At 71.6% G+C, this 18580-nt stretch carries 13 protein-coding genes; 3 read left to right on the top strand and 10 right to left on the bottom strand.

Annotated features, from left to right (window positions below):
• Positions 1-126 precede the first annotated feature (126 nt).
• A complete protein-coding gene (locus AB0878_RS12135; RefSeq protein WP_366579108.1) occupies positions 127-1953 on the top strand; it encodes a DEAD/DEAH box helicase in 1827 nt (608 codons plus the stop codon).
• Between the two features lie 324 nt (positions 1954-2277).
• Here the strand turns inward: AB0878_RS12135 and AB0878_RS12130 are convergent, their stop codons facing one another.
• From AB0878_RS12130 to AB0878_RS12100, 7 genes are all read right to left on the bottom strand, one after another.
• Positions 2278-3276, bottom strand: coding sequence for a YdcF family protein (locus AB0878_RS12130; RefSeq protein WP_366579107.1), 999 nt, complete (start codon positions 3274-3276; stop codon positions 2278-2280).
• 48 nt (positions 3277-3324) lie between these two features.
• Complete coding sequence (locus AB0878_RS12125) at positions 3325-4206, bottom strand: ABC transporter permease (RefSeq protein ID WP_366579105.1); 882 nt, start codon at positions 4204-4206, stop codon at positions 3325-3327.
• Entirely contained in the window at positions 4193-4984 is a 792-nt protein-coding gene (locus AB0878_RS12120; protein WP_366579103.1) for an ABC transporter ATP-binding protein, read from the bottom strand. Before AB0878_RS12120 ends, AB0878_RS12125 begins: the two co-directional genes overlap by 14 nt.
• A 48-nt stretch (positions 4985-5032) precedes the next feature.
• Positions 5033-6091 carry an ABC transporter substrate-binding protein gene (locus AB0878_RS12115; RefSeq protein ID WP_366579357.1) on the bottom strand — a complete coding sequence of 353 codons (1059 nt, stop codon included), beginning with the start codon at positions 6089-6091 and terminating at the stop codon, positions 5033-5035.
• A 115-nt stretch (positions 6092-6206) separates the two neighbouring features.
• Positions 6207-7220 carry an S-adenosylmethionine:tRNA ribosyltransferase-isomerase gene (locus AB0878_RS12110; protein ID WP_366579101.1) on the bottom strand — a complete coding sequence of 338 codons (1014 nt, stop codon included), beginning with the start codon at positions 7218-7220 and terminating at the stop codon, positions 6207-6209.
• A complete protein-coding gene (locus AB0878_RS12105; protein ID WP_366579099.1) occupies positions 7217-7897 on the bottom strand; it encodes an SDR family NAD(P)-dependent oxidoreductase in 681 nt (226 codons plus the stop codon). Before AB0878_RS12105 ends, AB0878_RS12110 begins: the two co-directional genes overlap by 4 nt.
• A gap of 43 nt (positions 7898-7940) precedes the next feature.
• Positions 7941-9344: a cytosine permease gene (locus tag AB0878_RS12100; protein WP_366579098.1), complete on the bottom strand. Its 1404-nt coding sequence runs from the start codon at positions 9342-9344 to the stop codon at positions 7941-7943.
• A gap of 315 nt (positions 9345-9659) precedes the next feature.
• On the opposite strand from AB0878_RS12100, the gene AB0878_RS12095 reads away from it, so the two are divergent.
• Complete coding sequence (locus AB0878_RS12095) at positions 9660-10874, top strand: MFS transporter (protein WP_366579096.1); 1215 nt, start codon at positions 9660-9662, stop codon at positions 10872-10874.
• An 84-nt stretch (positions 10875-10958) separates the two neighbouring features.
• On the opposite strand, the gene AB0878_RS12090 is transcribed toward AB0878_RS12095, so the two are convergent.
• The 3 genes from AB0878_RS12090 to AB0878_RS12080 form a co-directional block, all read right to left on the bottom strand.
• Positions 10959-12938 carry a S53 family peptidase gene (locus tag AB0878_RS12090; RefSeq protein ID WP_366579094.1) on the bottom strand — a complete coding sequence of 660 codons (1980 nt, stop codon included), beginning with the start codon at positions 12936-12938 and terminating at the stop codon, positions 10959-10961.
• Between the two features lie 278 nt (positions 12939-13216).
• A complete protein-coding gene (locus tag AB0878_RS12085) occupies positions 13217-14770 on the bottom strand; it encodes an alkaline phosphatase D family protein (protein WP_366579092.1) in 1554 nt (517 codons plus the stop codon).
• 31 nt (positions 14771-14801) lie between these two features.
• The gene (locus tag AB0878_RS12080) at positions 14802-15455 is read right to left on the bottom strand and encodes a hypothetical protein (protein WP_366579091.1); all 654 of its coding nucleotides are present in this window, start codon (positions 15453-15455) and stop codon (positions 14802-14804) included.
• A 102-nt stretch (positions 15456-15557) separates the two neighbouring features.
• On the opposite strand from AB0878_RS12080, the gene AB0878_RS12075 reads away from it, so the two are divergent.
• Entirely contained in the window at positions 15558-18569 is a 3012-nt protein-coding gene (locus tag AB0878_RS12075; protein WP_366579090.1) for a BTAD domain-containing putative transcriptional regulator, read from the top strand.
• Positions 18570-18580: the final 11 nt, after the last annotated feature.

Here is an 18580-nt window from a genome sequence, read left to right as displayed (position 1 = left end):
CGGATCGTGTTGTCGACTACCCGTTTGTCTAAGACACAGCGCCGCGGCCCCCCGAGGTCTGCGCCGGGCAGGACAACCCTTCTCACGTATGGAGAACCGGGGCGTTTCGAGCGCCCGTACGCACTTATGACCACATTCACTGAACTCGGCCTGCCCAAGTCCCTGGTGGACGCGCTGGCGGCCCAGGGCGTCACCGCGCCGTTCCCGATCCAGGAAGCCACGCTGCCGCACACGCTCGCGGGCCGCGACGTGCTCGGCCGCGGCCGCACGGGCTCCGGCAAGACCTACGGCTTCGCGCTGCCCGTGCTGGCCCGCCTCGCCGCCGGCCCCACGCGCCGGCGCCCCGGCCGCCCGCGCGCGCTGATCCTCGCGCCGACGCGTGAGCTCGCCACCCAGATCGAGGCCACCATCGCGCCGCTGGGCAAGGTGCTGGGCCTGAAGACGACCACGATCTTCGGCGGCGTGAGCGCGTCTCCGCAGATCACGCGCCTGCGCGACGGTGTGGACATCGTCGTCGCCTGCCCCGGCCGCCTGGCCGACCACATGCGCTCCGGCGAGGTGAAGCTCGACCAGATCGAGATCACCGTGCTCGACGAGGCCGACCACATGGCCGACCTGGGCTTCCTGCCCGAGGTGCGGCGCATCATGGACCAGACGCCCGAGCGCGGCCAGCGGCTGCTGTTCTCCGCGACCCTCGACGGCGGCGTCGACGTGCTGGTCAAGCGCTTCATGCACGACCCGGTCACGCACAGTGTCGACTCGGCCCAGTCGCCGGTGTCGACCATGACGCACCACGTGCTGCACCTCGAGGAGACCCACCGCCTGCCGGTGCTCGTCGACCTCACGGCCGCCCCCGGCCGCACGCTGGTGTTCACGCGGACCAAGCACCGTGCGAAGTCGTTGACGCGCAAGCTGGTGGCCAGCGGCGTGCCCGCCGTCGAGCTGCACGGCAACCTCGGCCAGAACGCCCGCACGCGCAACCTCGAGGCCTTCTCGACCGGCGCCGCACGCACCCTGGTCGCCACCGACATCGCCGCCCGCGGCATCCACGTGGACGACGTCACCCTCGTCATCCACGCCGACCCGCCGGTCGAGCACAAGGCCTACCTGCACCGCTCCGGCCGCACCGCCCGCGCCGGCGCGTCGGGCACCGTGGTCACGCTGATGACCGACGACCAGATCGCCGACGTCCGCGACCTCACCCGCAAGGCCGGCATCAAGCCCACGACCACGCAGATCGGCCCCGGCCACCCGCTGCTGGCCGAGCTCGCCCCCGGCGAGCGCACCTTCGACGCCTCGCCGCGCCGCCCCATCGTCGACAACCGCCCCAAGAAGGTCACCGCCTCCGGCGGCGACGCCTCCGTCCGCAACGGCCGTCGCGGTGGACCGGCCCCGGAGAACCGTGGCGGGCAGGGCGCTCGCGCTGCCGCCTCGCGCCGGGGCGAGTCGGCCGGCCGCGGCGGTTCGAGCCGCGGCAGCCGCGGTGGCGCCGGCCGGGACTCGTTCGGTGAGGGCCGCGGCCGTGGTGGCGCCGGCGCTCGCGAACCGTTCGGCGAAGGTCGTGGCCGCGGTGGCGCTGCCGCTCGCGAATCATTCGGCGAAGGTCATGGCCGCGGTGCGGCTGCTCGCGAATCGTTCGGCGAGGGCGGCGGCCGTGGTCGCGGCGGCCGCGAAACGGTTGCCGAGGGTGCCGGGCGCGGGCGCGGTGACGCCGGTCGTTCCGCCGGGTCCCGCAGCGGCGCCGGCCGCGGTGGCTCCGCAGCGGGCCGCACCGGCGGCGGTCGGGGTGCAGCCACCGCCCGCACCCAGGGCGAACCGCGCCGCGGCGGCTCCGGCCAGCCGGGCGCCCGCTCCCAGCAGCCCAGCCGCGCCGGCTCGGCCTCCGGCTCCAGCCGCGGCGCCGCGTCGTTCTCGGCCGGCACCCGCGCGGGCTCTCGCCGCACCGGGCGCTGACCGTCCACTTCAGACCGGCCCGCAGGCTCCCCGCCCGCGGGCCGGTCTTCGTTTCCGCACCACCCGCCCCCGCTCGCCCCACCCCAATGCGGCGTTGGGTGCGTCCCCACCGCACCCGATGCGGCGTTCGGTGCGTTCAATGCGCCCCAATGCGGCGTTCGGTGCGTCCAATGCACCCCAATGCGGCATTCGGTACGTCCCCAGCGCACCCAACGCGGCGTTCGGTGCACCCAGCGCACCCAATGTGGCGTTCGGTGCACCCAGCGCATCGAACGCCACATTGGGGCGTTTCGAGGGCCGAGCGGAGCACGCCGGAGGCAGCCGTCAGAGTTGGCTGAGCAGGGCGAACGCCGGGGGGAACCCGACGAGCACCACGAACGCGGCGACGTTCGTCTTCTTGTACTGCAGCAGCAAAGCCACGAACTCGCGCAGAAAAGCACTCGGCACGAAGTACGAAGCGGTCCGCGCCCCGATCACGTCCAGGCGCAGCCGGAGGCGGCGAGCCAGAATGGCCGTGCGGAAGACGTGGTAGTTGTTCGTCACCGCGAGGATCCGGCCGGAGATCCCCCGCGCGCGGAGCAGTTCAACGCTGAAGCGGAGGTTCTCGTCGGTCGTGGTGGCCTTGTCTTCGAGCACCACCGAGGAGCGAGGCACCCCGGCCTTCTCCAGGTACGCCGCCATGGCTGCGGCTTCCGAGGTGAGCTCGTCGGCCCCCTGGCCGCCGGACACGACCACGACGGCCTCGGGCGAGCGCTGGTAGCACTGGACCCCGCGGTCGAGCCGGCTGGCCAGCAGCGGCGGCACGCGGTCGCCCAGCAAGCCGGACCCCAGCACGATGATCGCGGCGGCGTGGGCGCGGCGGTTCAGCCGGCTGTAGAGCACGGAGTACATGAGCAGCGCCGTGAACACGAACGCCAGGTACGCCGAGAACAGCACCGCCGACAACGCGACCACGATCAGCCACGGCGCCGTGCGGGTGAACGCCACCGCGGCGACCGTGAAGACGTACACCGCCAGGATCGCCAGGCCCGCGAGCAGCGACAGCATGTTCGCCGGCCGGTGTCCCTCGCGGCGCCACATCACGGCGCCGTTGGCGATCAAGGCCCACGGCAGCACCAGCGCGGCCACCACCGCCACCACCGCGACGACGATCAGCACCACGGTCTGCAGCCACACCAGCCCGGCCGTGAGGCTGAAGAGCCACAACCCCGTCAACACCAGAGCGATCGCGAACCACACGGCGTTGCCGAGCCGCCGAGGCTCGCGCAGGAACCGCACGACGAAGATCAGATCGGCGAGCAGCGCCAAGATCGCGGGGGCCATGATCGGACATTGTGGTGGGTGCCGCGAGGACGCGTCGGATCAGCCCCGTCAGAGCGAGGACGTGAGCCCCCGCGCCCGCAGCACGGCGCGCTCCAGCGGCCGGAACACCAGCAGCTCGATGCCGATCCCGACGAGCAGGATCAGGAAGATCGCCGCGATCACCTTCTCGATCGCGTTGAGCGACGAACCCTGGTTCAGGTACGCGCCCAGGCCGACGCCCAGCTGCGGCGACAGCGCGATCAGCTCGGCCGCCATCAGCGAGCGCCACGAGAACGCCCAGCCCTGCTTCAGCCCGGCGAGGAAGCCGGGCAACGCGGCGGGCAGCAGGATGTGCCGGGCCGCGGCCAGGCGGCGCGCGCCCATGACCTGGCCCACGCGCGGCAGGATCGGCGGGATCTGGTCGATACCGGACACGAGGCCGTTGGCGATCGACGGCACCGAACCGAGCAACACGACGAAGTAGATCGCCGCGTCGTTGATGCCGAACCACAGGATCGCGGCCGGCACCCAGGCCACCGACGGCAGGCTCTGCAGCCCCGTGAGCAGCGGTCCGATCGCGGCACGCACCACGCGGACCTTGGCGACGAGCAGACCCAGCGGCGTCCCGATCACCACACCGGCGGCGAAGCCGAGCGCGGCGCGGTGCAGCGACGTCCAGATGAAGCCGAACACCTCGCCGTCGGTGAGGCGGTCCCAGAACTCGTTCCACACGGCCAGCGGCGCGGGCAGCTGCGCCTCCGGCCAGAACGCGGCGGCCCACAGGACCTGCCACACCACCACGAGCAGCACGAGCGCGACCACCGGCGGCAGGAAACCCCACGCGAACCGCCGCCAGAACGACGGGCGGCGCTCGCCCACCGGGGCGTCGAGCGCGTCGAGGCCGGAACCGACGGCATCCAGCTCGTCGACGGGTCCGTCAGGCTGCGGCATGGGTGCTGATCACCTTTCGCAGGTGGCCGGTGATTTCCTCGGTCAGCTCCTCGGTGTCGGCCAGCGGCACGTCGGTCCACTCGCGCACCACGCGGCCGGGCCGCGACGACAGCAGCACCACGCGCTGGCCCAGCCGCACGGCCTCGCGCACGTCGTGGGTCACGAACAGCACCGACGTGCCCGTGCTCCCCCACACCCGCAGCAGCTCGCCCTGCAGCACGTCGCGGGTGATGGCGTCGAGCGCGGCGAACGGCTCGTCCATCAGCAGTAGCGCCTGCTCAGGATCGCCGCCGACGCGGTGGGTGGCGGCGAGCGCGCGGGCCAGCGCGACCCGCTGGCGCATGCCACCGGACAGCTCGTGCGGCCGCTTCCCGCCCACGCCGTTCAGGCGCACCAGATCCAGCAGCTCGGCGGCCTTGCGACGGCGCTCGGCGCGGCCGAAGCCGGCCAGGCGCAGCGGCAGCTCGACGTTGCGCGCGGCCGTGAGCCACGGCATCAGCGCGGCTTCCTGGAACATGACCGCCGGGCGCGAGGTGTTGAGCGTGATCTCCCCCGCCGACGGCGCGTCGAGGCCGGCCACGAGGTTCAGCAGCGTGCTCTTGCCGCAGCCCGAAGCCCCGAGCAGGCACACGAACTCGCCCGGCGCCACCGTCAGGTCCACGCCGTCGAGCGCCACCACGGCACGTCCGGCCGGGCCGAACGCCTTGCCGACGCCGGACAGGCGCACGGCGGCCGTGCCGGTGAACTCGGTCCGTCCACTGGGGAGGGTGATCGTCATCGCGCGCTGCCTCTTTCCTGAATTACCGCCTGAGTTGCCGAGCCGGAATCACTTGGCCAGGGCGGGAGCTTCGACGGCGGGCTGCTTGGCTTCCTGCAGAACTTCGTTGAGCGGGCCGAAGTCGGCGAACCCCTTCAGCGCCACGGCGGACTTCGCGACACCCGCGGTGACGGAGTCCTGCGCCAGCTGCGGGAACTGCTCGGGGATCGGGTCCGTGGTCAGCTCGATGCCGGAGAACGCGCGGTCCAGCACGGCCGGGCTCAGCGAGCTGCCGGCGAGCTTCTTGAGCGCCCCGTTGACGACGGTCTTGGCGTCGGCGGGGTTGGCCTTGGCCCAGTCGATGGCGGCCAGCTCGCCCTTCAGCACCGCGCGCACGGTGTCGGGGTGCTGCTGCAGGAACTCGCTGCGCACGATCACGACGGTGGTCGGGAACCGGCCGTCGGGCCACAGCGACTTCTCGTCGACGAGCACCTTCGCGCCGGCGTCGAGCACGAGCCGCGAGGACCACGGCTCGGGCAGCCAGCCGCCGTCGACGTCGCCCTTGCGGAAGGCGTCGAGCGTCTTCGGGTTGTCCATCGTGGTCACGGTGACCTCGCCGGTGAGCTTCTTCCCGGCCAGGAACTTCTTGAGCGCGACGTCCTGGGTGTTGCCCAGCTGCGGCGTGGTGATCGTCTTGCCCTTGAGCCCCTCGACGCTGGTGATATCCGGCTTGACCACGAGCTGCGCGCCGCCCGAGACCGCGCCGGAGACCAGCTGGATCGCGCCTTCGGACTTGCTGAACGCCGTGATGGCCGGGCCCGACCCGATGAACGCCATGTCGAGCGAGTTGCCGAGCAGCGCGTTGACCTCGTCGGGGCCGGCGTTGAACGTCTGCGTGGTGAGCTTCGTCTTGCCCAGCTGCTGGGTGAAGAAGCCCTTGTCGACGCCGATCAGCGCCGGCGCGTGGGTGACGTTCGGGAAGTAGCCGAGGCGGACCTCGGTCGCGGCGCCTTCGTTCGCGGCCGCCGTCTGGGGACGATCCGCGCGCGAACAGCCCGCGAGTGCACCCACCGCGGTCAGCGCGACGAGCGCGGAGGCGAGCAGACGGGTTCTCGGGAGCTTGCGCACGGGTGGGCCCTTCCAGCGGCGACGGGTCCCGGCGAGGTTCGCACGGTCACTCACCCGGGCGCATCGACATCCGCATGGCGGGAATTCTGCTGAGATCCCCTTGACAGGTCTGCCGTTACTTGCTCAGCAGCAGCGACACGTCGCCGAACTCGTGCCAGAGGTACCTCCGTTCGACGGCCGCGTCGTAGGCGCGTTGCACCAGGTCGGGGCCGACGACAGCCTCGAGCAGCAGCAGGTGCGAAGCCTCGGGCGTGTGCAGGCCGGTGACGAGCCCGTCGACGACCTGCGCCGGGTGCTCCGGGCCCAGCACCAGCGACGTCCAGCCCGACGCGGCGGTGACAGCACCGTCGGTGACGGCCGACTCCAGCGCGCGGACCGCGGTGGTCCCCACGGCGACGACCCGCCCACCCTGCGTGCGCACCCAGTTGACCAGCGCGGCCGTGGTGGCGGGCACGCGGAACCGCTCGGCGTAGGGCGGCTCGCCCGCTTCGGGCGACGAGACGCCGGTGTGCAGGAGGATCGGCGCGAAGAGCACGCCGCGGGAGACGAGCCGAGTCACCAGTTCCGCGGTGAACGGACGGGCGGCGCTGGGCATTTCCGCCGAGCCGGGGTCGAGGGCGAACACGGTCTGGTAGTCGGTGAGCGGCCAGGTGCGCGGGACGTAGCCGTAGCGGATGGGGCGGCCGACGAGCGCCAGGTACTTCCCGACGCCGCCTTCGACGTCGACGCGAGCCCGCCACAGCCGTCGCTGTCCGGCGACGTGCGGGGCGAGCAGGGTGAGGCCGGCCCCTGCGGGCAGGGCGAGGTGCTCGCCTTCGTGGCCGTCGAGCAACGGACCGCCGGGGGCGCGGAGCTCGACGACCCAGGTGCCGTCGTCGAGTTCGGTGGAGAAGTGGACGCCGACGACGTGGTCGCCGCGCACGGCGTCGACGGCCGCGGGGAGTGTGGCCGAGGTGTTGACGACGAGCAGGTCACCGGGCCGCAGGTGGTCGCCGATCTCGCGGAAGGTGGCATGCTCGACGCCGTCCGGACCTGCCGTGAGCAGGCGGACCTCGTCGCGGGCCAGGCCTCGCGCTTCGGGTGGTGCGGTGGCGAGCGAGCCGTCCGGCAGGGAGAACCGTGTGGTCACCGGTGCACCGCCGGGGCGAAGTCGGCGGCGCGGTAGCGGCCGCTGGGCGGGCGTTCGTCGAGCAGCCGAAGGAACGCGGGCACGGCCGTCTCGGGCAGCGGCCGGTCGGAGATGTCCTCACCGGGGAAGGCGAGCTGGTGCATGGCCGTGCGCAGGTCACCGGGGTCGACGGCGTAGACGGCGAGCTCCGGGTTCTCGACGCCGAGGACGGCGGTGGCGTGGTCGAGCGCGGCTTTGGCGGAGCCGTAGGCACCCCAGCCCTCGTAGGGTTCGACGGCGGCGTCGGAGCTGATGTCCACGACGACGCCGTTCGCGGCGTTCAGCGCGGGCAGCAACGTCCGGATGAGGGCCAGGGGCGCGAAAACGTTGGTGCGGTAGACGGATTCCAGGGCTTCGAGCGGGTAGTCGGCCAGCGGCGGCAGCGGGCTGACGCCGAGGCTGCTGGCATTGTTCACGAGCAGGTCGAGCCGCGGCCCGGCGGCCTCGGCCAGGGCGGCGCGGTGCGCGGGGTCCGTGACGTCGCCGGGCACGGCCGTGAAGCCGAGCTCGTCGGCCGTGGCGCGCAACGCTTCTTCACCCCGCGCGGTGCCCAGCACTGTCCACTCGCGACGGACGAGGGCCCCGGCGAGGGCCCGCCCCAGACCGGCTGACGCGCCGGTGATGACGGCGACTGGCATGGTTCCTCCTGGAGTAGGTACCAACCAGCGTGCGACCTCTACCTTACTGGAGGTCAACCTTCTTCCCGCCGCGCAGGAGCAAGTACGCCACCAGCGAAACGACGAACCCCGCGTAGTACGCCAGGTCCGCACCGTGCAGCGCGGCGGCGACCGGTCCGGTGTAGACGGTGGTGTTCATGAACGGCACCGCCGCGGCGAACCCGATCAGGAACGCGACGAGTGCGGCCCAGGACCGGGTGGGTTTGCGCAGCTCGGCAAGGATGTCGATCTGCCGGCCTTTCGTTCGGCGCAGCCAGTCGGGCACTACGACGCCCAGGAACGGCGGGATCCAGTAGCTCACGAACAGCAGCACGTTCTCGAACTTCGCCGACAGGTCGCCGCTGTGCATCCAGAGGATGAGCGCGAACGCCAGCACGGTCACCACGACCGCGGACACGGGCCGGCGCAGGCGCACGCCCACGGTCTGGAGGGCGAGCGAGCCGCTGTAGTCGTTCATGGCGTTGGACGACACGGCGGCCAGCGCGATCACCAGCAGCGCCAGCCCGCCGACCACGCCGCCACCGACCAGCTGCGAGACGCCGGCGGCGGTCTGGTCGCCCAGCGCCGAGCCGAGCGCGAGGCCGATGCCCTCGCCCAGCGCGTACGACGCGACGAGCCCGAGCAGCGTGAACCAGAAGACCCCCGCCGGCTTCGTGTCGGCGGGCAGGTAGCGGCTGAAGTCGGCGGCGTAGGGCGCCCACGAGATGGCGAGGCTGAGCGTGATCGTGGAGAACAGCACGACGGCGCCGGCGTAGTCGCCGCCGGTCGCCGAGTCGGTGAAGGTGATCGGGTGGTCGAGCACGACCTTGACCGCGAGCGCCACGAACGCGACCACGAGCACCGCGCTCATCACGGCCTGCACCCGGTGGATCACGGCGTAACCGAACACGCCGAGCAGACATTGGAGCGCCAGGACCACGACCACGGCGAGCCAGAACGGCAAGCCGGTGAGCTCCGCCAGCGCTTCGCCGCCGAACAGCCCGACCAGCGCGTCCCAGGCGATGCTGCCGAGCCACTGCACCAGCCCGGGCAGCACCACGGTCTTGCCGAACGGCAGCCGCGCGAGCGGTAGCTGGCCCGTGCCGGTCTTCGGGCCCCACGTGGACAGGTAGGCGGGCGGCAGCGAGCCCAGGACCGTGCCGACGAGCGCGACGATGAACCCGGTCGTGAAGCCCAGCCCCATCGTCGACCCGAGCGTGCCCGTGAAGACGGCGGTCATGGTCAGGTTGGGCGCGAACCACACACTCGCGAGCCGCCACGGCCGGCCGAACCGGTTCGCCTCGGGCACGGGCGTGATGCCGTGCGTCTCGATGGCGAAGTCCCCCGCACCGGACGGCATGCGTCCCCCGAAGACCTCCGCGTCGATCCCGCTCATGTACTGGCCCTTCTCCCGTTTTGCCGGGCTCATGATTCCCCGCGCCCGGGCCGGGGGGAAGCTTCCGCGACGAACGTCTCCCCGGCCGGGAGAAGTTCGGGTCGAGGAGATCGGAAGAGACCGAGTTTCCCAGGTTGCTGGTTACCACGACCGCCGTTCCGGAAACCGCGATCCGCTCGAACGGGTTCGACCGCACCGACGCCACCACCCAGCGGAGGTTTCCCGCGGAGTCGAGCCTCGCGTAGAAGCCGTCCGCGCCGTAGGTAGTCGGCGCGGTCGCCCTCGGGTGGTCGCTGAAACCGCTTTATCGGTTATGCGCTGCCGCACTCCGCTGGCACGATGATCGAAATGGGGGTTCTGGCGTCGCGGCGGTTTGCCGTGTTCTTCGGGGCGCGGTCGGTGTCGTTGGTGGGCAGTGCGATGACGCCGGTGGCGCTCGCGTTCGCGGTGCTCGACGCGAGCCCGGAGTCGGGTGACCTGGGTATCGTGCTGGCGGCCAACATGGTGCCGATGCTCACGTTGCTGCTGGTCGGCGGGTCGGTGGCCGACCGGTTCCCGCGGGATCTGGTGCTGCGCCTCGCCAACCTGGGCAGCGGCGCGACCCAGCTGGTGGCGGCAGGGGTGCTGCTGACGGGGAACTACTCGCTGCCGTTCCTGGTCTGCACGGAGTTCGCCAACGGGGTGCTCACGGCGTTCACGACGCCGGCGTTGCGCGGGATCGTGCCGCAGCTGGTCGAGCGGGGGTTGTTGCGTCAGGCGAACTCGCTGTTGTCGTCGGCGCGCAACCTCTCGAAGGTGGCGGGGCCGTCGGTCGCCGGGATCCTGGTGGCCACCGTCGGCGGCGGGTGGGCCATCGCGGCGGACGGGGTGTCGTTCGTGGTGGCCGGGCTGGCGTTCAGCTTCCTGCGTCTGCCGCCCGTTGCCGGCTCGTCGCGGGCAGCGATCCTCCACGGCATCCGCGAGGGCTGGCAGGCGTTCCGGCGGATCACGTGGCTGTGGCAGATCGTGGCGGCGTTCACGGTCGTCAACATCGCGCAGACGGGCGTCTGGCAGGTCCTCGGGCCGACCATCGCGCGCGCCACCATCGGTGAGGTGTCGTGGGGTGTGGTGCTGAGCGTGCGGGCCGCGGGCGTGCTGATCACGGGCGTGGTGATGTACCGCGTGGCGGCGCGCCGGCTGCTGACGTTGGGGCAGGTGTGTGCGGCGTTGGCGGCCACGCCGTTGATCGTGCTGGGGACATCGCCGGGGTTCGTGGCGCTGGCCGCGGCGGCTTTGGTCGCGGGCCTTGGCAGCGGGGTCGCGAACGTCGCCTGGGACACGACGGTGCAGGAGAACGTCCCCGAACATCTGCTGTCGCGGATGGCCGCGTACGACGACTTCGGGTCCTATGTGGGGATCCCGATCGGGCAGCTGTCGGCGGGTCCGTTGGCTTCGTCGTTCGGCACCGGGCCGGTGGCGACGGCCGGCGGGGTGGTGCTGGCGGTGGCGGCGGTGGTGCCGTTGTTGTCGCCGGCGGTGCGGAAGATGCGGCACACCCCGGCGGGGGCCGGGTCGAGCGCCTGAGGCCACCCCTGACCCGAAGCAGGCCCCCACCCTGCCGCAACCATCGCGGCAAAGCAGGGGCCTGCATCGACCCTCAGTGGCGGATCACACGAGCAACAAGAAGGCCAAGCCGTTCGGCGAGCCGAGGCCCGTGACGTCGTCGTAGCCCTTGGTGGTGTGGATCCTGAGGTTGGGGTAGTCGAACGTGCGGGCGGAGGTGAGCAGGCCGTCCGACGCGTCGACGCTGTTGGCGAAGTCCACGCGTTCCACGGCGCCGTCCACGTGCTTCACGTCGTAGATCGCACCGGTGCGCGACGTGAGCTGGTAGAGCGCCGGGTTGATGAAGCCGTGGTGGAAGTGGTCCAGGCTGTCGGCCACGGCCATCACGCCCGCGAAGACCGGGGACGCCAGGCTGGTTCCGCCGATGCGGTACTGGTCGTAGTACACGCCGTCAGGGAAGGTCTGGGTCTGGCCCACGAGCATGCCGGTGTTGGGGTCGGCCACCGCGGAGATGTCCGGGACGACGCGGCCCTTGGCCTTGCCCTTCTGGTTCTTCGTGGACAGCGCGTCCGGCACGATGCCCTTCTGGTACGCCGGCTGCGCGAAGACGCGGCTGGTGCCGCCGCCCGCGCCGCCGTTGAAGGCGCCCGGGAACGCCGGGGTGTAGGCGCCCGCGGTGAGCGTGGACTTGCCGGTTTCCCAGCCGGTCTCGAAGGTCCGCTTGCCGGACTTGTCGACCGCCAGCGAGGTGCCGCCGACGGCGGTGACCCACGGCGACGAAGCCGCGAAGTCGGGCGAAGGCGTGCCGAGGCGCGCGACCTCGTCACCGTTGTCGCCGGAGGAGAAGTACACGCCGATGCCCTCGAGCGCGGCCTGCACGGCGATCTGGTTGAACGCCTTGATCTCGTCCGCCGGCAGGTCCTCGCCGGTGTCGCCGTAGGAGTTCGACACGATGTCGGCCTTGTGTCCGGCGATCACGTAGTTCAGCGCGGTGTCGAGCGAGAGGTCCTCACAGTCGGACCCACCGACGTAGAGGATGTTCGCACCCGGCGCGAGGCCGTGGGCGGCTTCGACGTCGAGCGTCTCCTCGCCGTACCAGCCCGAGGCGTCGCACTGGTCCGGGCCCTCGTCGGCCGGGTTGACCGGGAAGACGTGCTGGCTGAACTGGGCCTTCGTCAGCGGGTGCGCCGGGTCGTTGCGCTTCGCATACTCGGACGCGTCGGCGTAGATGGTCGGCGACGCGAAGGCGTCCACGATCGCGATCGTGGTGCCGCGGCCGTCGGCCCCCACCTTGGCGGCCTGGTCGAGGCCGTACGCCGAACGCAGCTGCGCCGGCTTGTAGCCACACGGCGCGTACGGCAGCTGCTCGCCGTTGTACGCCGGGTCGACCGTGTCGATCTTCTGGCCGTAGTAGTCGCTGCACGGGCCCGAGTTGCGGAACCCGGCGCCGGGAGGCGCGGTGGCCGGCCCGGAGGACTTGGCGGAAGCGGTGTCGGCACCCGAGGTGTGGTCCGGCTTCAGCAGGCTCGTCGCCTGGTCGACGCCGACGACACCCAGCACGGACGAAGCAAGCGAAGCCGGCACGGACAGGTTCTTGTCCGCCGCCCGCAGCGTCTGGCCCTTCACGGCGTACTTGCCGAGCGTGACGTCGAACGCCTTCTGCACCTGGTCCGCCGTACCGACAGCCTCCACGTAGGCGCGGTTCGACGGCACGTCGCCGATCTGGAACCCGGCACCGGACAGCCAGGTCTTCACCGCGGACACCGTCTGGTCCGAAGCGGTGAAGCGGTCGCGCACCTGCTGCGACGACAGGTACTGCCGGTAGCTCTTGGAGTGCGGGTCGGACACGCCCGCCGCCACGGCTTCGGCACCGGCCTCGTCACGCAGGTTCAGGTACACGCGGAAGTCCAGCTTGGACGCCGGTGCGGTGTTCGCGACCTTGGCCCCGGGGTTCGCCCAGAGCGGGTGCGACGCGGGGATGTCGGCCCGGCCCGGGGCCGATGCCGCAGACGCCAGCCCCGGCGTGGCGGCCGCGAGGCCACCCGCCATCGCCAGCGAAAGGAACACGGTGAGACTTCTTCGCACAGGCAACTCCCTCGTGAATCGCGGCGCCCAGGCCGCAAGCGTCCGGCCCGAGACTAGGTCCGCACCGGCCGCCGGGGAAGCGTCCGGCCCGCCGGTGCGGAACCGTTATCTCGAAGTCGCACTCGATCTTCCTTGGTGTACAAGGAAGAAGTCCGGTTCGTCCGCACTGTCCCGAGTGGAATGTCGCCTAAAGGAACAAAAGTCCGATTCGAAAGTTCCGCATCGCGGTATCGCGGAGCACGCCGGACCGGGAAACACCACCTACTTCCGTCGGGTGCTCACACCGCCTGCAGGCCCTTCGAGCCCGCGCCGACCACGAAGCTCTTGTCCGTCTTGATCACCAGCTTCGCCGGGTCGTTCACGCTCGTGTCCGACACCACCACGAAGTCGGCCAGCATCTGCGCCGGCGTGGCGGTGACCCGCACGTAACCGCGTTCTCCCTTGCAGTACTTGATGTGCGGGTTGTTCGCGAGCCACGCGGCCGACGGCGGCGCGGCGTCGTCGCTGTTGGACGTGACCGAGGTGGTCACCAGCTCCGAGCCGACGATCGGATCGCTGTGGTCGAAGTAGTCCTTGCGCAGGTCGGCGGCCCAGTGCCGGTGGACGTCGCCGGTGAGCACCACCGGGTTGGGTACCTTGCGGTCGATCCAGCCTTGCGTGATGCGATCGCGCGAAGCTTGATAGCCGTCCCACGAGTCGGGGTTCTCGCACGTCGCCGAGTTGCCGTCGCCGTCGCGCTGGGCGAAGAACACCTGCTGGCCCAGGAAGTCCCACGTCGCCGGGTGCGTCTCGAACGCCTTGAGCAGCCACTGTTCCTGCGCCGTGCCGGTGATCGTGTGCGAGGTGTCGCGGTACGGGCCGCACGCGGTGCCGGTGACCTGCGCGCTGCGGAACTGGCGCGTGTCCATCATGTGGAAGCGCGCGAGGTTGCCCCACAGGAACTGGCGGTACAGCTGGATCGACGAGCCGCTGGGCTTGGCCGTGGACCGGATTGGCATGTGCTCGTAGAACGCCTGGAACCCGTAACCCTTGCGGGCTGCCGAGGCCGGGCTCGTGGTGGAGTTCCAGTTGTTCATCACCTCGTGGTCGTCGAACACGACCAGCCACGGCGCCAGTGCGTGCGCGGCCTGAAGGTCCACATCGGTCTTGTGCTGGCCGTGCCGAGCACGGTACAGAGCCAAAGTCGTGGTGTCCGACGGCACCGCGAGCCGCCGCGGGTTGAGCTCCGCCTTCTTGCGCCCGGACGGCTTTTCGTAGATGTAGTCGCCGAGGAACAGCACGAGGTCCGGATCGTCGCGCACCACACCCTTGTACGAGTGGTACCAGCCTTCCTCCCAGTGCTGGCACGACGTGAAGCAATACTTCAGCTGGTTCACGGCCGCCCCGGCCGCGGGCGCGGTGCGCGTGCGCCCGACCGGCGAGATGTAGCCGGCGGACTTGAAGCGGTAGAAGTACTCGCGCGCCGGCTCGAGGCCCGTCGGCTCGATGTGCACGCTGTGCGCCGACGCGCGCACCGCGTTCACCGAACCGCTTTGCACGATCGAGGAGAACGCCTCGTCGTTCGCGATTTCCCAGTCCACCGCGTACGTGGCGTCGGGCATGCCGCCGAACCCGTCGGCGTTGAGCGGCGCGGGCGCGAGCCGCGTCCACAGCACCACGCTGTCCGGCAACGGGTCGCCCGAGGCGATGCCGAGCTGGAACGGGTCGTGGATCGCCGGGGCGGCGACGGCGGTGCGCGCGTTGGCCCACGAAGGCAGAGCGGTCGTCGCCGCGGCCGCGCTCACGGCAGCGAGTCCGCCCAGCAGCACCGAGCGCCGGTTCACCTGGCCCATGTCAGGGGATCCTTTCGGGGAGTAGGGGTGGTCAGGCCGCGAAGTCGGTGAGGCCGGCACTGCAGCCGGCGAACGTCGGCGGCGAGGTGTTGTGGCCCGTGCAGACCTTGTAGAAGACCCATTTGCCCTTCGCGACGGGCGCGGCCTTGTCCACCGACGTGCCGTTGCCGCCGGAAGCCCAGACGTAGTACGGGCCCGAGCCGTCGGAGAGCCAGTACTGCACGACGCCGGAACTGCCGTCGGCGTTGGTGTCGTAGGCGACGAAGTGCGCGTCGGACGAGCGGAACACGCCCTCGGCGGCGCAGGACGCGGCGCACTGGGCGCTGCCGGTACCGGTGCCGCAGTCGGGTGCGACACGGCCGTCGGAGCCGGTTTGCACGTAGCCGTCGGACACGTAGCCGCCGAGCGCGGGCACGTAGTCCCAGATCGTGGTGGTGCCGAGCGGGCCGGCGACCGAGCTTCCGGTGGTCTGGCACTCGATGTTGACGGTCGCGCCGTTGGCCACCGTCTTCACGGCAGTGGCGGCGGCGTTGGGCGCGCGGCGGACGTTGAGCGGATCGCCCGCGGTCTGGACCTTGCCCGGCACCGTGGCCGACGCGGGCACTGCCGCGGTGAGCGCGAACCCGCCGATCGCGGCCAGGACAACCCCGAATCCGGCGAACTGCCGGAGCTTCGAACGCTTCATGGCCATAGCGTGTCGAAGCGTTGTACACGACCCGTACAAATCGCGATTTAGGGGACGCGAGCCGCCGAACGGATCTAGCTAACCTGCGCGAACGCTCCTAGCATGCCCGGTCATGGGGACCTTGCCGCTCAGGCGGGTAAATTGTTGACTTCACTGGCGTTCCGAATTCTCGGACCGTTGGAGGTCATTGCTGAAGGCCGGACCGTCCCACTGGGCGGGCCGAAGCCGAGGTTGCTGCTGGCCGCGCTGGCCCTGCAGCCGAATGTCGTGGTGTCCACCGAAGTGCTGGTCGAAATCCTCTGGCCGGGTACCGCACCTCGCTCCGCGGCAGCCAACATCCGCACCTACGTCCACTCCCTCCGCAGGCGGCTCGCGGAAACGGCACCCGAGCTGGGTGACCGCATCAGCAGCCGCGCGTCGGGATATCTGCTCTCGGCCGCAGACGAAGAACTCGATCACGTCCTGTTCGCCAACCACGCTGCCGAAGCGCGGAAAGCGTTCGAACGCGGAGACGCGGAAGCGGCGCTCGCGTTGCTCGACAAAGCCGACGCCCTTTGGCGCGGCGAAGTGCTCGAAGGCCTGCCGCACGACCACGGCTGGGGCGCGGCCATCGCGCGGCTGGCCGAACTGCGCCTGTCCGTGCAGGAACAGCGGCTGCGGGCCCGCCTCGCGCTGGGGCGCCACGGCGAGGCCATCGCCGAACTCCGTGGCCTCGTCACCGAACACCCGTTGCGCGAAGAGCTGTGGCAGCAGCTCGTGACCGCGCTGCGCGACGGCGGCCGGGTCGCCGAGGCGGTGGAGGCCTACGAGCTGGCCGAGCACACCCTGGAAGCGGAGCTCGGGACGAAACCCGGGCCTCGGCTGCGGGAGCTGCGGGCCACGCTCGTGCCACCCGCCGCGGTGCCCGAGCTGCCCGCGGTGCCGGCCGAACTCGCGGTGCCACGACCGCGAACGCAGCCGGAGCTGCCGATCTGCCAGCTCCCGCTCGACCTGCCGGACTTCACGGGCCGCGACGACGTGGTCGACCAGCTGGTCACGCGCCTGCGTGAACACGGCGAGACGGGCCGGCCGACGGTGGTGGTGCTCTCGGGCGCGCCCGGCGTCGGCAAGTCCGCCATCGCGGTCCGGGTGGCCCACGCGGTGCGCGACGCGTTCGGAGACGGGCAGCTCCACGTGGACCTCGCCGGTACGTCGTCGTCGCCGCGGGCGCCGATGGGTGTGCTCGCGGAGTTGTTGCGGGCGCTCGGCATTCCCGATGCGGGCCTGCCACGCGATCTGCCGGAACGTTCGGCGCTGCTGCGCTCGCGCCTGGCCGGCAAACGCATGTGCGTGGTCCTCGACGACGCGGGCAGCGCCGCTCAGGTGCGGCCGCTGCTGCCGGGCACGGGCGCGTGCGCGGTCCTCGTGACGAGCCGGGTGCGGCTGCCCGACCTCGACGGCGCGGTGCCGGTCGACGTCGACCTCCTGCCCGAACCGGAGGCCGCGCGGCTGCTGGAGGGCATCGTCGGCGCCGAGCGCGTGGCGGCGGAGCCCGACAACGCCGCCGCGATCCTGCGCCAGTGCGGGCACCTGCCGCTCGCGATCCGCGTGGCCGGGGCAAAGCTCACCAACCGACCCAGCTGGTCACTGCGGATCCTCGCCGACCGACTGCACGACGAGCGGCGCCGGCTCGACGAGCTGCGCGTCGGCGACCTCGCCGTGCGCGCCAGCGTGACGCTGAGCTACGACCTGCTGCCGATGTCGGCGGCCGCGGCGTTCCGCTGGCTGGGTGCGCTGGGGCCGATCCAGTTCCCGGCCTGGGTGGTCGCGGCCGCGCTGGGCCGTCCGTCGGCCGACGACGTGCTCGACGTGCTCGTCGATGCCCACCTGGTGGAGCTCGTCGCGTCCGACGCGACGGGCCAGCCGCGGTACCGGCTGCACGACCTGCTCCGCGTGTACGCGGCGGAGCTGGCCGAGCGGGACGCGCCGGAGAAGACGCGACGCGCGGTGCGGCGGGTGCTCGAAGGTTACCTCGCGCTGGCCGTCGCGGCGGCGGAGCGGATGCCGATCCACTTCTTCGGCCAGTACCGCGACCACGCCGTGCCCTACCCGGAGCTGCCGGACGGGACGGCCGAGCTCCTGGCCGACCCGGCCGCGTGGTTCGCCGCGGAGCGCCACTCCGGCGTCGCCGCGGTGACGCTGGCCGCGCAGCTCGGGTTCGACGACCTGGCGTGGCAGCTCACGGCCGCGTTCACGCCGTACTTCGACCTGCGCGGGCACCAGGACGACTGGCACGCCACCCACGAGGTGGCGCTGGCGGCGGCCCGGCGCGCGGGAGCCGTGCGGGGCGAGGCGATCGTGCAGCGCAACCTGGGGCAGATCCACCTGTACCAGGACAGCTACGCCGAAGCCTTCGTGGCGTTCGACGCGGCGCGGGAGCTGTACGAACGCGTCGGCGACGCGCAGGGCACCGGCATCGCGCTCGCCGGGCTCGGCACGATCCTGCGCATCCAGGGCGACAACGACCTCGCGCTGGAGCGCTGCCACGAAGCGTCGAAGCTGTTCGCCGAAGCCGGCGACCGGCACGGCGAGGCGGTGATCCGCATCGCCGTGGGCGCGGTGTGGATGGCGCAGAGGTGCTACGCGCCGGCCAAGCGGTGGTTCACCGACGCGCTCGAGCTGGCCGCCGCGATCGGCGACCGGCACCGCGAGGCCCACGCGCTGCAGCGGCTCGGGCTGTTGCACCAGCACGAGGGCAACCTCGGGCCCGCGCGCGAGTTCGTGACGCGCGCGATCGCCGTGTTCACCGATCTGGGCGACGACCACTGCGTGGGCTACGCCAACCAGAACCTCGGTGAGCTGTGCCTGCACAGCGGCGATTTCGCCCACGCGCAGCTGTTGCTGGTCAACTCGCTGAGCGTGCACCGCCGCAACGGCGACCGGCGGTCGGAGGCCGAGGTGTCGCAGCTGCTCGGCGAGCTGCATTCGGCGCTCAGCCAGCCGGAACGCTCGCGCACGTACTCCGAGCGGGCGCTGGCGATCTGGCGGGAGCTTTCGGCGCGGCCGCAGCAGTCGGCGCTGGAAACACGGCTGGAGTCGGCTCCGGGCGAGGGGCCGCGGATCGTGTCCGCCTGACCCGTACGCGC

The sequence above is a fragment of the Amycolatopsis sp. NPDC047767 genome, from assembly GCF_040704195.1.
GTDB lineage: Bacteria > Actinomycetota > Actinomycetes > Mycobacteriales > Pseudonocardiaceae > Amycolatopsis.
Note: the sequence above shows the minus strand (reverse complement) of the source record. Positions and strands in the feature narration are given on the sequence as shown.

What these genes read in the sequence shown, in the direction of transcription:
- AB0878_RS12135 (WP_366579108.1), top strand. Translation starts at nt 127, where the DNA reads ATGACCACATTCACTGAACTCGGCCTGCCCAAGTCCCTGGTGGACGCG.
- AB0878_RS12130 (WP_366579107.1), bottom strand. Translation starts at nt 3,276, where the DNA reads ATGGCCCCCGCGATCTTGGCGCTGCTCGCCGATCTGATCTTCGTCGTG.
- AB0878_RS12125 (WP_366579105.1), bottom strand. Translation starts at nt 4,206, where the DNA reads ATGCCGCAGCCTGACGGACCCGTCGACGAGCTGGATGCCGTCGGTTCC.
- AB0878_RS12120 (WP_366579103.1), bottom strand. Translation starts at nt 4,984, where the DNA reads ATGACGATCACCCTCCCCAGTGGACGGACCGAGTTCACCGGCACGGCC.
- AB0878_RS12105 (WP_366579099.1), bottom strand. Translation starts at nt 7,897, where the DNA reads ATGCCAGTCGCCGTCATCACCGGCGCGTCAGCCGGTCTGGGGCGGGCC.
- AB0878_RS12100 (WP_366579098.1), bottom strand. Translation starts at nt 9,344, where the DNA reads ATGAGCCCGGCAAAACGGGAGAAGGGCCAGTACATGAGCGGGATCGAC.
- AB0878_RS12095 (WP_366579096.1), top strand. Translation starts at nt 9,660, where the DNA reads ATGGGGGTTCTGGCGTCGCGGCGGTTTGCCGTGTTCTTCGGGGCGCGG.
- AB0878_RS12085 (WP_366579092.1), bottom strand. Translation starts at nt 14,770, where the DNA reads ATGGGCCAGGTGAACCGGCGCTCGGTGCTGCTGGGCGGACTCGCTGCC.
- AB0878_RS12080 (WP_366579091.1), bottom strand. Translation starts at nt 15,455, where the DNA reads ATGAAGCGTTCGAAGCTCCGGCAGTTCGCCGGATTCGGGGTTGTCCTG.
- AB0878_RS12075 (WP_366579090.1), top strand. Translation starts at nt 15,558, where the DNA reads ATGCCCGGTCATGGGGACCTTGCCGCTCAGGCGGGTAAATTGTTGACT.